Here is a 12,795-nt window from a genome sequence, read left to right on the forward strand (position 1 = left end):
CTATAAAATAAGTAGGTTATTATCCATATTAGGATAAGGATGCATGAAAGTATAATAGAAAAGTTCAATAGACCCATTCAAGAATTAAATGAATGGATCTGTTAGATGCTGCTATTTGACCATAACAATTACTGCACTTGAACGGACATGAACACATCCACCTCATCTTCACTGTCCAAAACAAACCCAAAACGTTCATACAATCGCCGAGCCGGACTGCCCTGCAATACATTTAAAGTAACACGCCTGCCCCGGACCTCATCCCGTTTCAGCAGCATGTTCAGCACTTGACTTCCTATTCGCCGACCCTGATAGTCGGGATGGATATAGAAATGTTCCAGTAACATCTCCTCTAACTTGGGCTTCAGCGCTACACACCCCACCAGTTCACCCTCGACCTCGATGATCCATGTATACTCAGGGTCAAATGTGTTCCGGAAACGTTCCCGAACCTTCACCTCATCGTACCTTCCCAATCTGGTCAGATCATCATATAGAACCAAAGCTCGCAACTCAGCAAGCCGCTCCACATCTTCCTGCACAGCTTGATGCATCGTTAGTTGGTTCATTATTGCGACCTCCGTATTCATTACTTCAACTACCTGTTTCTTCGCATATGTACTACCGCTTGCTGACTTCTACATCAATTCATTATCCATTTTCTTGGCACGTATAATCTCGCGAATAATCTTCGAACGGTTCCAAACGACAAATTTGAAGACAAGTCCATCCTCCATCGTAATGGAAATACCATTAGGAATGATTCCCCATGTCTTTCGTTTCTCAATCTTGGTCATGCCCCAGATCTCTAGTTGAAGCCATTCGGTCTGAATATTCAGGCCATGTGGGATAAAGACCAATCGTTCATTGGTAAGGAACAGCTTCCCCCCAACGCCTTCAAATCCCCTTAACCAGTTCGCATTGATGCGTTCAAAAATGACGTATTCCGTTGAACCCAACTCTTCCATTGCTGTCAGTCTCCTTTGATCAGCCGATCTTAATTATTCTACCAGTTTGAATCTCTCTTATTATAGGTCGTTTCTGGCCGTTTAGGAATATTTTTGCACATCATTATGATCAAAAAAAGCATAGTCCACCGGATATCATCCGTCATGAACAATGCTTTTTTCTCTGTTGCTATTGCTATAAAAAGGAGAAGCCTCTCCTCCCTACATCTCTTGCAGAATGCCTTTAACCAGCCCGATAAAGGTCGTCTTCACTTGTGCAGCCACTTCGATGACTTCATCATGACTGAGCGGCTGATCCAGAATGCCGCAGGCCATGTTGGTCAGACAGGAAATGCCGAGCACTTTCATGCCGCCATGAATGGCTACGATCGCTTCAGGAACCGTAGACATTCCTACAGCATCCGCGCCCATTGTCCGAATCATGCGAATCTCGGCTGGTGTCTCATAAGCAGGACCACTCCACCACGCATACACCCCTTGCTGCAGGCTGACCTTCTGCTCTTCTGCAACCTTAATTGCAATACTGCGCAACTCGCGGCTATATACCTGGGACACGTCAGGGAAACGTACACCCAGTTCGGCGTTATTAGGTCCCATCAGGGGATTGTTGCCTACCAGGTTAATGTGATCCGTAATGAGCATCAGCTGACCTGGCTGGAAGCTTGTGTTGATCGCACCGCAGGCATTGGTAATGATCAATTGCTCGACACCCAGCGCCTTCATGATGCGAACCGGAAACGTCACTTCATCCAGCGTGAAACCTTCATAATAATGAAGACGTCCCTTCATGGCTACGACCGTTTGGCCCATTAGTTCACCAATGACCAGCTCGTTAGCGTGACCAACAGCTTCAGATTGTGCAAAATACGGAATATCCGTATAGGGAATAACTGTAGCATTCTCGATCTCGTCCGCAAGTGCTCCAAGTCCGGAACCGAGGATCATGCCTACGGCAGGCTTGGTGTTGATTCGGTTTAATATGTAATCTCTAGCTTCTTGAATATGTTCAGATTGATGCATGAATGGTTTCCTCCTGATAATCTGTATTGGGGATTAGTATAACTATACCTCAAGTGTAATGAACAATGGACATGATGTAAATGGAAGTCAGCAGCCATTACATCTGGACACCCTCACGCTGTATACGTTAAGGATTAACACCCGTCTGTAACACTTGGATATATACTTGCAAAAGCTTACCAAAATCAGGAGTTTCATCTTCAATCCGCTCTATATACTTCCACAAGATCAATTCTTCCGTTTCGATATTTATTACCTCGTATTCCATTTGTCCGGACTCCCAGACGGTTACTTGGCCCATGGCGAACCCTGATTCATGAACAAACCCGGTCGAGGGGTCGGGAATATACTGTTCATTCACATGGCCATGGTTCACTGGTTCGGTGGTAATATGAAGCCTTTGCAGCTGGCCGGCCTTTTGTTCGGCCCATTGTCTGAATTTTTTTTGAAGCAACGTGATATGCACCTCCCAAACGACTGGCATGGCCAAGATTCTACTGGTTTCCTTTCTAGTCATTATGCTTCACCTGTGCACACAAAAAACGACCCCCAGCCAGAGAGTCGGTTGATTCATGGTATTTAATTCAGTGTATGTGTGGTTCTGCTTTTTAAAATATCCATCCCCATCATCAGCAGCAGCATCAGTGTGGCGAACATCAACGGCTTGTTAAGGGTGCCCTCAGCAAAAATAAAATAGGTAAATGTGACATTTCCCATAAATGCAATCAGGTAATTGCGGATGTGATTCATCTTCCCACCCTCATTTCGGGACTTTATTTGAAAAACGCCTAATTCTATGCTTAACGCTATCACATTTTACCAAATAAATCCAGATGCTCATTCAAGATGAGCGGTATGTCTGCCGCAGATAACAGGCCAGCTGCAGATGAAGCAGGTGCTCCTGGTTACTCAAGGACATGCCCAGAATCTCTTCAATTTTGCGAATCCGCTGATACAGTGTATTGATATGAATATGAAGCGTGGCTGCCGTCTGGGCGGCAGATCCTCCGGAAGCCATATATGTCATTAGCGTTTCCTCCAGTCCGCCGGTCTGCCCTTTGGCAGGTCGTAGCGGCTCAAAGATCTCTGCCATAAACGTATTCAGATCCTCCGCAGATTGCCGGATGAACAATCGGTTGACACCAATATCCGTATACCGAATAGTTCCCCGTTCTCCCCTTGTCTTCTGATACGCCAGTGCCTTATCCGCTTCCTGGAATCCCGTATTAATCGCGTCCACGCCTGAACGGATTGAACTTAAGCCTCCGAATAATTTCACCTGATTTCGACTCTCCCAATCCTTCACCAGGGAGCTGAACTGCTGCTCCAGCTTACCGGGTTTAACCGCATCGGTCACGATCAGCAGCAAAGTAATTCGCCTCTCATCCCCAAACGCAACAGGCAGCGTTCCGCTTGGCATTTTCTCTCTCAGATAAGCAATCAGCTGAACGGATAATGGACTATATGTGGATGGGTTCAACCGATCCGCAAACTCCAAAAGGCCCACTACGATGGATGTTGAAGGACCAATCCCGATCTCCCCTGACTTCTGCCAGTAATCCTCCGAGTCCTGACTAAGTCTCAGTTCATTGAAGAATTGCTGTGTTTTCTTGAAGTAAAATTCAGCCAGAGACTGCTTGCGCATCAGTTCAAGAGCCAGAATGGAGCTCCCCTGCTCCAGCGCAATTAACTGCAATGGTTCCAGCGGAGTATTCATTTGCATGATCAGATAACCGAGACATTGATTAGCCGAAGCAATCGGGTACAAATATTGAAATACCTGGCTTTCTTCCCCCTTGATACATGTCAAATAATCAGGATGATGCAAGGATTCATACAGATTGCGCAGTTTCTCCATATCCCAATCATTCAGGACGCTGCTCCGTTTGGGAATCCATTCATTATCAATAAAATCGATAAATACGATTGGCACGCCAATGATACGTGTCAATTCGTTAACGATGGATACCGCACCTTTATTTTGGAGGGACAGCCGCATTAAGGATGAGTGAATCTCGTCTCGTTTGATGAGCGTTTCGTTCCGTTTGCTCAGATCCTCATAGAGCTGGGCATTCGTGATGGCAATGGAAACCTGATCGGCAAAGCTCTGCAGCAGTCGTACATCCGATTCCGTGAATATGGGGACCCTACCTTTTTGATAGACGATTAACACGCAATCCGGCTCGCCTCCCACCTTGATCGGCACCGAAATGATTGACCCGATATTCTGAAAGTCGTATGCCGAATTCAAATGATACTTGTTGTCAGGGGTCATGTTGCCAAAATCATCTTCCACTGTGGAGAAACTGTTGTATAGTTTGGGAGTGCCTCGCTTGAACGTATTTCCAATAATGCCTTCGCCCGGCTTCAGCTTCATTTTCAGCATGTCCTCGCCCATTTCGCCAGCTCTCGCCTTAACCTTCAGTGCATCAATTGCAGGATCGTATCTCCATAACACCCCGATACATTCATAAGGAATGACTGATAGCGCACTCACCAAAATCCTGCCCAACAGCTCATTCAAATCTAACAGCTGAGTCACATCACGGATACTGTTCATGATTTCGTTCAAGGCACGTTCATGCTTGCTGGCCACAGCCTCCGTATAATACGGGTAGAGTAATGAGGATAGCGTAACTAAATCTTCCGCAGAACAGTGCCAGTTCTTAAAAACACGAATTGCCACACATATATTATTGCTATATGGCAGAAAAACTAACACAACGTCATCTGATTCTTGTTCTACTTTGGGGTGTTGAAGAGGGAGACTTTCAGCAAAACAAGGTGGTATACTTTCCTTTTTGCCAATGGCTTCATTCAGCACCCAATCTTCCCAATTACTGCTGATCCAAACCTCATAATCGCATTTCCCCAACCGTTCTCTCAGGATTTCATGTAAGATTCCATTCAACAGAGCCGCCCCCAAGTCAATGTAGGTTTTCACATAAAACTACAATTTATTATACATATATATACATTGTGTTGGTACCCTCTCATCCTGTAACTTTATATCAACACAGAAATCAAGTTAACAATTGATGAGAAAGAAGGTAACACAATGTCCAAAATCATGCAAAGCAAACATTTTAAGTACATTGTTCTCGCTCTCTTGTTTCTCGGCTGGTGCCTAGGCAACCTCGATCGCTTCGTCATCAACTATGCCATTGTGGGAATAACTCAGGACCTGGGTCTGGGTGCTTCCGCACAAGGAATCATCCTCAGCAGCTTTTTCCTCGGGTATGCCATTATGCAAATCCCAGGCGGAGCACTCGCCGACCGTTTCGGCTACCGTAAGGTCATTCTTGTTTCCTTGTTCTCCTGGTCCATATTCACCATTCTGACCGGGTCCGCCTGGTCATTACTTTCTCTTATCTTCGTTCGTTTCCTGTTTGGTATCGGTGAAGGCAGCTTCTTCCCCTCTGGTTCCAAAGCTATCGCCACCAACTTCCCGGTCAATCAGCGAAGTGGAGCCATGTCGATCATGCTGGCGTCCGCTGCAATTATGGGAGTTGTCACTCCTATTATGACTGGACATGCCCTTGTGACCATTGGCTGGCGCAACCTGTTTTACATCATCGGTGCGGCGGGCATCCTCATCACGGCGCTCATGTTCTTTTTATTAAAAGAACCTGCTAAATCGGCTCTTACTGCTTCTGCTTCAGGCCAACAACCGAAAACATCACTTAAAGACGTGCTAAAAACGCCTATGATCTGGAACTTGTTCATCAGCTACTTCAGTATTTATGCCGTCAACTGGGGACTCCAATCCTGGATGCCAACGTACATGGTCAATGTCCGGGGACTGGATATGACGGAAATGGGACTGCTTGCAGCCATCCCGGCGGTCGTCAGCATTTTCACCATGCTCCTCAGTGGCTATGTGCTCGACCGTATCCCGGCTGGCAAAGATCGGATTATCGCTTCCGTATTCGGTGTACTTGTTGCCTTCTTCCTGTACCTCATGGGCTCCTCGGGAAGCATTGCCACATTTATTACGTACATGACAATCGTAACGGCCATGGCTGGGTTTATTTCCACACTCATCATCTCAAAATCCCTTAAAACCATGCCCGAATCTGTAGTCGCAACGGCTAATGGATTCATTAACACAGGTGCACAGCTTGCCGGTTTCCTGACACCGATGCTGATTGGATTTCTGGTAGAGGCTTCAGGAGGATCTTATGCAACGGCCTTCATCATGTTGATCGCCTTCGCCCTCATCTGCTCCCTTTCGTTATTCTTCTCGCGTCGTTCGAAACAAGACAGTAGTTCCGAAATGCAGGCAACGGCCGTTTAAAGATGCAGCTTAGCTTAGTAACCTTTTTCTCGATAAAATATCATGCCATAACAAACAAACCATTTCGTGTTCACCATAAAATACATGTAAAGAGGTGTATCCCATGACAACAACGATAGATCTAACCCAATATATATCCGACGCCATTGAAGGAAAACGCGAGCTGTTTACCCAAGCCAGTGACCGAATCTGGGAATTTGCAGAGACAAGGTTCGATGAATTTCAATCCGCAGAGCTGCTGATCGAATTGCTTGAATCCGAAGGCTTCACGATCGACAAAGGTGTTGCCGGACTGGAGACCGGATTCATCGCCTCCTATGGTTCGGGGCTGCCGGTTATTGCCTTACTGGGCGAATATGACGCACTTGCTGATCTCAGCCAGGAAGCAGGCATCAGCACATATCAGCCCGTTCAGCCGCGTGGTAACGGTCATGGCTGCGGACATAACCTGCTCGGAATAGGCGCTGTGGCTGCAGCAGTCGCAGTCAAAGACTATCTTCAGGAACATCCGGATACCCAAGGAACTGTGCGTTTCTATGGATGCCCGGCCGAGGAAAGCGGGTATGGTAAAACGTATCTTGCTCGCGAGGGCTACTTTAAGGATGTGGATGCTGCACTCTCCTGGCACCCTCACTCCATGAATGCCGTTATGCATGGAAGCTCCAATGCAGTCATTCACGGCACGTTTACGTTTAAAGGCATTAGTGCTCATGCTGCTGCCGCTCCCCACCTGGGTAGAAGCGCTCTCGATGCCGTTGAGCTGATGAACATCGGTTCCAATTATATGCGGGAGCACATGATTGATCAGGCCCGAATTCACTACGCCATTACCAACTCGGGCGGTTTGGCACCCAATGTCGTGCAGGCGGAAGCCGAGGTCACTTATCTCGTACGAGCACCGAAAAGCGCTCAGGTACGGAGTCTGTTTGAACGTCTGGTGAAGGTCGCAGAAGGAGCCGCCCTGATGACGGAAACCACGATGGATTTTAAATATGAAGGCGCATGCGCCAACCTGATTCCGAACAGCACGCTTGAGAAAGTGATGCATCAGCATCTCGTGGCTTTCGGTGCACCCGAATATGCAGAGGAAGAATACCATTATGCCAAAGCCATCTATGATACGCTGCCTCTCCCAAATCAGCAGGAAGCTGGCGCGTTAGTTGGTCCTGAACTGGCCCCTCTTCTGGCTGAACGACCGCTGCCGAACTTTATTGCTCCTTATTCAGATGAGAAGGAGACCTTCATGGGTGGATCAACCGATGTAGCCGATGTCAGCTGGAATGTGCCAACTGCGCAGTGTATTACAACCACGATGGCCTTTGGCACGCCGCTTCATGCCTGGCAAACCGTTGCCCAGGGCAAGAGTAGTTTTGCTCACAAGGGCATGCTGCTCGCTGCCAAAGCGATGGCAGCTACGGCCATTGAATCCATTTTGCATCCAGAGATCGTCAAGGAAGCACAACAGGAGTTGCTGGACAGACTCGGCGGAGAAGTGTACGACTGCCTCGTTCCCGCAGATGTGCGGCCTCCCAAACGGGGAGAATGAGACTGTGAGGTTCAAAGACGTATTTTCCATTATCGGTCCAGCCATGGTTGGACCGTCAAGCTCCCACACTGCAGGAGCAGCACGGATTGGACGCACGGCTAGACAACTGTTTGGCGAATGCCCTTCCCATGCAGAAATCATCATGTTTGGCTCTTTTGCCGCAACGTACAAAGGACATGGTACCGACACCGCCATCGTTGGCGGTCTTCTGGATATGGACACGGATGATCCCGGATTGCCCGAGGCTTTTGCCCATGCAGACATGGCAGGCATGCAAACTGTCATCCGTCCGGGAACAGGTCTGTATCCGCATCCGAACACGACAGAGATTGTACTGACCAACGCAGCGGGAACTCGGACATTAAACATGATCGGTACGTCAATAGGCGGAGGGAATATCGAAATTGTCCGGATTAACGGATACAACTTGAAGCTGACGGCTCTCTATCCTACACTCATCATTCGTCATAGCGATGAACCAGGTGTCATTGCTGTCGTCACCAGCCTGCTTGTAGATAATCGCATTAATATCGGACACATGTCCGTGGATCGTAAGAGCCGGCGAGGTGAAGCCATGATGGTGCTCGAATGTGATGGCCGAATTGCCCCCGCCGTGGTCAGGCAGATTGAGGTGATTCCGGAAGTCCAGGAAGTCACGCTGCTCCATCTTTAATTTGAATATTGGAACTGATTTCCGCTTAATCGATAAAGGAGCCTACGCCAATGAACTTTCGAACACTAAAACAACTTGCCGAACTGGCGGAGACCCGCAATCTTTCCCTCGGCCAGCTTATGCTGGAAGAGCAATGTCATGAATCAGGCGAAGACACGGGTACCGTCTTCGGCCAGATGCAAGAGTATTATGAGATTATGAAAAGTGCCGTGCATCAAGGTCTTCACACCGATACCACTTCCAAAAGCGGCTTAACTGGAGGAGACGCCCGTAAATTGATGGCTTTTCGTGCAGATGGACAGTCCATGCTCGGTGACCATGCCAGTCTGTCGATGAGTTACGCACTTGCGGTATCCGAGGTCAATGCCTCGATGGGTCGAATTATTGCTACACCGACAGCGGGTTCCTGCGGCATTATTCCCGGGGTATTTATCAGCAGCCAGGAGCGATTCGGCTGGACCGATGAACAGATGGTCTACGGCCTATTCGCCTCCGGGGCAATCGGCTATGTCATTGCCAACAATTCGTTCATCTCTGGTGCGGAAGGCGGGTGTCAGGCGGAAGTGGGGTCAGCCATCGGGATGGCAGCTGGAGCGCTGGTGGATATCCGGGGCGGGTCCCCTTCCCAGGCCATCCACGCCGTTGGGCTTGCGCTGAAGAATACCCTTGGTCTGATCTGCGATCCGGTAGCAGGGCTTGTCGAGATTCCGTGCATCGTACGGAACGGGTTTGGTGCCATTACTGCTCTCGGAGCCGCCGATATGGCGCTGGCCGGAGTCCGCAGTGTAATCCCTTCCGATGAGGTGGTACAGGTCATGCTTGAGGTTGGATCGGCCATGCCTGAATCATTACGCGAAACGGCAGGCGGCGGCCTTGCCCAAACGCCAACAGGCCGCAAAATCACACGGGATTTGCAGCATAAATAAAGATCAGGCATGTCATTTACACTCAGAGAGACGGTCAGAACGCCTCTCAAGGTAAATGCATGCCTGTTTTTTTGTTTGACGTATATGATGTATTTCAACCAATGAACAGCTCGTACATTCTTCAGTTAAGTTCTGTTGAACTAAAGGGGGCTACAGCTATAGCTTGTCCACCTGCAGCAGCGTAACCTGTTTTACGGTACACGCAGGACTGATTTGCTCTTCGGATAACACGTTCAGCTTGATCAAGCTTTTCAGCTTATGACTATCTACCTTGGACAGCAGTCGCCAAATATCCGGATCAGGCAGTGCGGCATACAGCTTCTGGTCATCATATTCCTTGCGGTGCTGAAGCACCGTTTTCACCGTATAACCGCCAACCTGTGTCTCATATACCCCTTGTTCGGCACAATATGCCACAATCTCATCTCGAAGTACAGATAATTGCTGCTCAATTTCTTTTTGCTGCTGTTTCAGTTGAAAATAGGTTTGCACCTTATGTTCCATGACCTATCACGCTCCTCTATACCATAGATATGCAGGAAACGATCGTTTAGGACAGGCTATTCATGATTAGCCGCCACGGTGTATCTCCATTTTCTTGAGGATGCATATAAATAACAATCGCGATATGTAAGGTAATAACGATTACCCAAATAGAACGTTTAAGCACCCATGCAAATTTCCTTTTTGCACCAATCAATCTTGTAACGAAGATGGCAACCATTAATATGATTGAGTTCACTATATAAGTGAAAGGGATGGTTATTATTCTCCCCAAACCTGTAGCAGGAAAATAATGAATCATGATTTGAATGGAGATTACCGTCGGTAGTATTCCAGCCATAAAAATAAGCATGGATTTCATCTGTTTACTCATGCATTTTTCCAAACACGTGCATACTTATTCATAGATTTTGAATCTTCTGTAGACAAGTTTAAGTCACCAAAATGTTTGTGCATGTCTGTATCCGTTCTATCAACTTCCTTTGGCATCTTATCTCCATTGCAATAGTTCCTCATGCAAATATGGATTATGGATGGAAATCCTATGAACTCGCTGCATTACCTTCGGTCCCAGGGGCACATCGCCGACGCGGCTTAACAGAATCCAACGTAGACAAGCAATGGCCTCAAATACTTTCTCATCCTCCAACGAGTAACTGGCTATGCGCCTGAATTCAGCACAATACGACTCGCCATAACTCTCGCCACTGTAGATCGTAATAAGGAAAACAGACCATGCAACATCGTACCTCGGGTCGCCCAGCTGTCCGTTCGTCCAGTCGATAATGGTGTAGTCGTCCTCCATTTCAAGAATGTTACCCAGATTATAATCCCCATGGATTAAGCAATCCTGCCTGAGCTGGACGCGTTGAAGAAGGTGCGACAGATGAGTGTTTATGTCTTCGTAGAGCTCTATGGAAGGAAAGAAATAACCAACAAAATCATACCTGGATATGTACGCTCCATTTTCTCCTGTACCTGCTTCATTCAACGGATAACGATGGACCTCCATTAAATTTTGAGCCAAATGTGCCAACTTGGAAGATGTTAATTCAGTCACAGGCACGCCATCATAGCTCGTTAACAGTACTTGATTATGCTCCTCATCCCTGCCCCAGCCATAAGGTGTGGAGACACGGATACCATTATGGAGTAGTTTGGATAACAGCTTATATTGGTTGCCGACATTCGGTTTGGAATCCTTGTTCCATATCTTCAGAACATACGGCTGATCATCAAGTACGATTTTCATCACATCTGCTTCCAGTCCAGGTGACAAAGGAATAACCTCGTATCCCCCTTTCATCATAAGCCTTAGACTTTCATCCAATTGGATCCAATTCATACGGCTAAGTTCGATGGTCATCACTTCCTCCTCTTCAGAACATGGCCCTATCCCCAGTAAAATAGATCGTTCTCATCATTTTTTAGTCGGTCATCGGTCTACCCGATCCGGGGTCAGTCAGGGGTAATCAGACCTTTACCAATCACATTGGCAGACACCGGTTCCTTGCCCAATTCTCTGGCCCATACCGACAATTGTCCCATATGGTGAATTTCATGAGCGATGACGTGGCGCATCACTTCTCCCCATGAATCAATTACAACTTTTCCATTTGGTAGATGATCGATATGAGCTTTCTTTTCCATGCTCGTGTCCCACCCCAAAACAAATGCCTCTACATCGGGACGCAGCTTGCGATCGAATTGTCGCACCGCTTCAAGGCTCTTGTAGTGTTCAAAATCTTCCGCTCCATCCGGCTTACCCTGCAGAATCTGAAGCCAACTCCATTCCACATCAATGATGTGAAAAAATGTCTGCAAGATGCTCCCTACCCCGCCTGTACGAGTCCGCAGCAATTCTTCAAGCGGTAGGTCCTCACACCACGCATACCACTGTTCGCGCACCATCCAGTTATAACGAAAAAAAGTTTCCATTTCCATTCCTCCTTTTTCGGTTGTGTTCTTTATCTACTCTTCTGAACGGCTCAATCTCTTTTCATACTGATTTATTACATAATTTCCATTAATTCAAACTCTTCCTAAACGTAACGCGCGAATAGCCTGCTTGAAAATAATCCTTCTCAAACTTCGATACCGAGTAACCAATCGATTTATAAAATACTAGTGTATCTTCATTATCAGGATGGCCGAGGGTGTGCAGCATAACTTCAGTTACTCCTTTTTCTTGAATCGCTTCACATACATGGTCCAGAAGAGTTTTCCCGATTCCCTTTCTCAGATGCCTGGGTGATACAACAACACCTACGATTTCATACGATTTTTCATCATTGTTATACATAAACCCGGCATGTCCTACAATCTGGTTCATCTCAACTGCAACCCAGTATTCCGAATTACTGGAATGATTGAAATAGCTCGCCCATCGTTCTGGATAGAGGTTAATGATAAAAGCGGGAAACTGTAACGCATATTCCTCCATTAATCGCTTAACAAATTCCGGATCCTGTGGTTCCAACCGTCGGTAAGATATCACAACCATCACCCTTTTATAAAATGGATCAATTCCTAATACCATGTTGACTACAGCTGCTTTTTACGAGCCTTGAAAAGAGCCTCCAAAGCAAGATCGACCAGCACAAAGATAATCGCTGCAAGTACACCAAACAAGGTTAAGATAATAGTTTCTCTATACCTCAAAATATCTTCTCCAGCACCCATCAACAGATAAAATATTTACATGCCAACGAACCCAGCGCATGCGTAACTCAGTAATTTTACAATTAGGTAGAGTACATGATTAGTAAATCTGATTTTGTTCACCAAGAAGTCTACTACGATCGACAAAGGTAAGCCTATCAAAAAGATCAACGGAGCTGCATATATAGGGTACACTGCAA

Annotated in this window: 15 protein-coding genes; 4 read left to right on the forward strand and 11 right to left on the reverse strand. The window is 46.9% G+C overall.

Translation table 11 applies throughout. The features are described 5' to 3' along the window. Positions 1 to 128: 128 nt before the first annotated feature. The 6 genes from MHB82_RS22950 to MHB82_RS22975 form a co-directional block, all read right to left on the reverse strand. On the reverse strand, positions 129 to 569 hold the full coding sequence (locus MHB82_RS22950) for a GNAT family N-acetyltransferase (protein WP_341175932.1): 441 nt from the start codon (positions 567 to 569) through the stop codon (positions 129 to 131). A gap of 69 nt (positions 570 to 638) precedes the next feature. After that, positions 639 to 968 carry a GRAM domain-containing protein gene (locus MHB82_RS22955; RefSeq protein ID WP_127538729.1) on the reverse strand — a complete coding sequence of 110 codons (330 nt, stop codon included), beginning with the start codon at positions 966 to 968 and terminating at the stop codon, positions 639 to 641. Positions 969 to 1,169: 201 nt separating this feature from the next. After that, positions 1,170 to 1,988, reverse strand: a complete 819-nt coding sequence (locus MHB82_RS22960) for a purine-nucleoside phosphorylase (RefSeq protein ID WP_341175933.1) — start codon at positions 1,986 to 1,988, stop codon at positions 1,170 to 1,172. Positions 1,989 to 2,115: 127 nt separating this feature from the next. Then, complete coding sequence (locus MHB82_RS22965) at positions 2,116 to 2,505, reverse strand: immunity protein TriTu family protein (RefSeq protein ID WP_341175934.1); 390 nt, start codon at positions 2,503 to 2,505, stop codon at positions 2,116 to 2,118. A 62-nt stretch (positions 2,506 to 2,567) separates the two neighbouring features. After that, positions 2,568 to 2,738 carry a hypothetical protein gene (locus MHB82_RS22970; protein WP_176476059.1) on the reverse strand — a complete coding sequence of 57 codons (171 nt, stop codon included), beginning with the start codon at positions 2,736 to 2,738 and terminating at the stop codon, positions 2,568 to 2,570. 91 nt (positions 2,739 to 2,829) lie between these two features. After that, positions 2,830 to 4,899, reverse strand: a complete 2,070-nt coding sequence (locus tag MHB82_RS22975; RefSeq protein WP_341175935.1) for a helix-turn-helix domain-containing protein — start codon at positions 4,897 to 4,899, stop codon at positions 2,830 to 2,832. 147 nt (positions 4,900 to 5,046) lie between these two features. On the opposite strand from MHB82_RS22975, the gene MHB82_RS22980 reads away from it, so the two are divergent. From MHB82_RS22980 to sdaAA, 4 genes are all read left to right on the forward strand, one after another. Beyond that, positions 5,047 to 6,285 carry an MFS transporter gene (locus MHB82_RS22980; RefSeq protein ID WP_341175936.1) on the forward strand — a complete coding sequence of 413 codons (1,239 nt, stop codon included), beginning with the start codon at positions 5,047 to 5,049 and terminating at the stop codon, positions 6,283 to 6,285. A gap of 103 nt (positions 6,286 to 6,388) precedes the next feature. Beyond that, complete coding sequence (locus tag MHB82_RS22985) at positions 6,389 to 7,831, forward strand: M20 family metallopeptidase (protein ID WP_341175937.1); 1,443 nt, start codon at positions 6,389 to 6,391, stop codon at positions 7,829 to 7,831. A gap of 4 nt (positions 7,832 to 7,835) precedes the next feature. Then, positions 7,836 to 8,504 (forward strand): L-serine ammonia-lyase, iron-sulfur-dependent subunit beta, encoded by a 669-nt coding sequence (sdaAB, locus tag MHB82_RS22990; protein WP_095359692.1) that lies wholly within the window; start codon positions 7,836 to 7,838, stop codon positions 8,502 to 8,504. Positions 8,505 to 8,554: 50 nt separating this feature from the next. Further along, entirely contained in the window at positions 8,555 to 9,430 is an 876-nt protein-coding gene (gene sdaAA, locus MHB82_RS22995) for an L-serine ammonia-lyase, iron-sulfur-dependent, subunit alpha (protein ID WP_095359693.1), read from the forward strand. Positions 9,431 to 9,586: 156 nt separating this feature from the next. Here the strand turns inward: sdaAA and MHB82_RS23000 are convergent, their stop codons facing one another. From MHB82_RS23000 to MHB82_RS23020, 5 genes are all read right to left on the reverse strand, one after another. After that, positions 9,587 to 9,934 (reverse strand): hypothetical protein, encoded by a 348-nt coding sequence (locus MHB82_RS23000; RefSeq protein WP_341175938.1) that lies wholly within the window; start codon positions 9,932 to 9,934, stop codon positions 9,587 to 9,589. Positions 9,935 to 9,980: 46 nt separating this feature from the next. After that, the gene (locus MHB82_RS23005) at positions 9,981 to 10,307 is read right to left on the reverse strand and encodes a hypothetical protein (protein ID WP_341175939.1); all 327 of its coding nucleotides are present in this window, start codon (positions 10,305 to 10,307) and stop codon (positions 9,981 to 9,983) included. A 117-nt stretch (positions 10,308 to 10,424) separates the two neighbouring features. Further along, complete coding sequence (locus tag MHB82_RS23010; RefSeq protein WP_341175940.1) at positions 10,425 to 11,300, reverse strand: aminoglycoside phosphotransferase family protein; 876 nt, start codon at positions 11,298 to 11,300, stop codon at positions 10,425 to 10,427. A gap of 92 nt (positions 11,301 to 11,392) precedes the next feature. Continuing rightward, entirely contained in the window at positions 11,393 to 11,872 is a 480-nt protein-coding gene (locus tag MHB82_RS23015) for a DinB family protein (protein WP_341175941.1), read from the reverse strand. A gap of 88 nt (positions 11,873 to 11,960) precedes the next feature. After that, the gene (locus MHB82_RS23020) at positions 11,961 to 12,413 is read right to left on the reverse strand and encodes a GNAT family N-acetyltransferase (RefSeq protein WP_341175942.1); all 453 of its coding nucleotides are present in this window, start codon (positions 12,411 to 12,413) and stop codon (positions 11,961 to 11,963) included. Positions 12,414 to 12,795 lie beyond the last annotated feature (382 nt).

The organism is Paenibacillus sp. FSL K6-2862, assembly GCF_038005125.1.
Lineage (GTDB): Bacteria > Bacillota > Bacilli > Paenibacillales > Paenibacillaceae > Paenibacillus > Paenibacillus illinoisensis_A.

Excerpts from the sequence above, each read along its gene's own strand:
- MHB82_RS22950 (WP_341175932.1), bottom strand. The coding sequence starts at position 569 with ATGAACCAACTAACGATGCATCAAGCTGTGCAGGAAGATGTGGAGCGG.
- MHB82_RS22955 (WP_127538729.1), bottom strand. The coding sequence starts at position 968 with ATGGAAGAGTTGGGTTCAACGGAATACGTCATTTTTGAACGCATCAAT.
- MHB82_RS22960 (WP_341175933.1), bottom strand. The coding sequence starts at position 1,988 with ATGCATCAATCTGAACATATTCAAGAAGCTAGAGATTACATATTAAAC.
- MHB82_RS22965 (WP_341175934.1), bottom strand. The coding sequence starts at position 2,505 with ATGACTAGAAAGGAAACCAGTAGAATCTTGGCCATGCCAGTCGTTTGG.
- MHB82_RS22970 (WP_176476059.1), bottom strand. The coding sequence starts at position 2,738 with ATGAATCACATCCGCAATTACCTGATTGCATTTATGGGAAATGTCACA.
- MHB82_RS22980 (WP_341175936.1), top strand. The coding sequence starts at position 5,047 with ATGTCCAAAATCATGCAAAGCAAACATTTTAAGTACATTGTTCTCGCT.
- MHB82_RS22985 (WP_341175937.1), top strand. The coding sequence starts at position 6,389 with ATGACAACAACGATAGATCTAACCCAATATATATCCGACGCCATTGAA.
- sdaAA (WP_095359693.1), top strand. The coding sequence starts at position 8,555 with ATGAACTTTCGAACACTAAAACAACTTGCCGAACTGGCGGAGACCCGC.
- MHB82_RS23000 (WP_341175938.1), bottom strand. The coding sequence starts at position 9,934 with ATGGAACATAAGGTGCAAACCTATTTTCAACTGAAACAGCAGCAAAAA.
- MHB82_RS23005 (WP_341175939.1), bottom strand. The coding sequence starts at position 10,307 with ATGAGTAAACAGATGAAATCCATGCTTATTTTTATGGCTGGAATACTA.
- MHB82_RS23010 (WP_341175940.1), bottom strand. The coding sequence starts at position 11,300 with ATGACCATCGAACTTAGCCGTATGAATTGGATCCAATTGGATGAAAGT.
- MHB82_RS23015 (WP_341175941.1), bottom strand. The coding sequence starts at position 11,872 with ATGGAAACTTTTTTTCGTTATAACTGGATGGTGCGCGAACAGTGGTAT.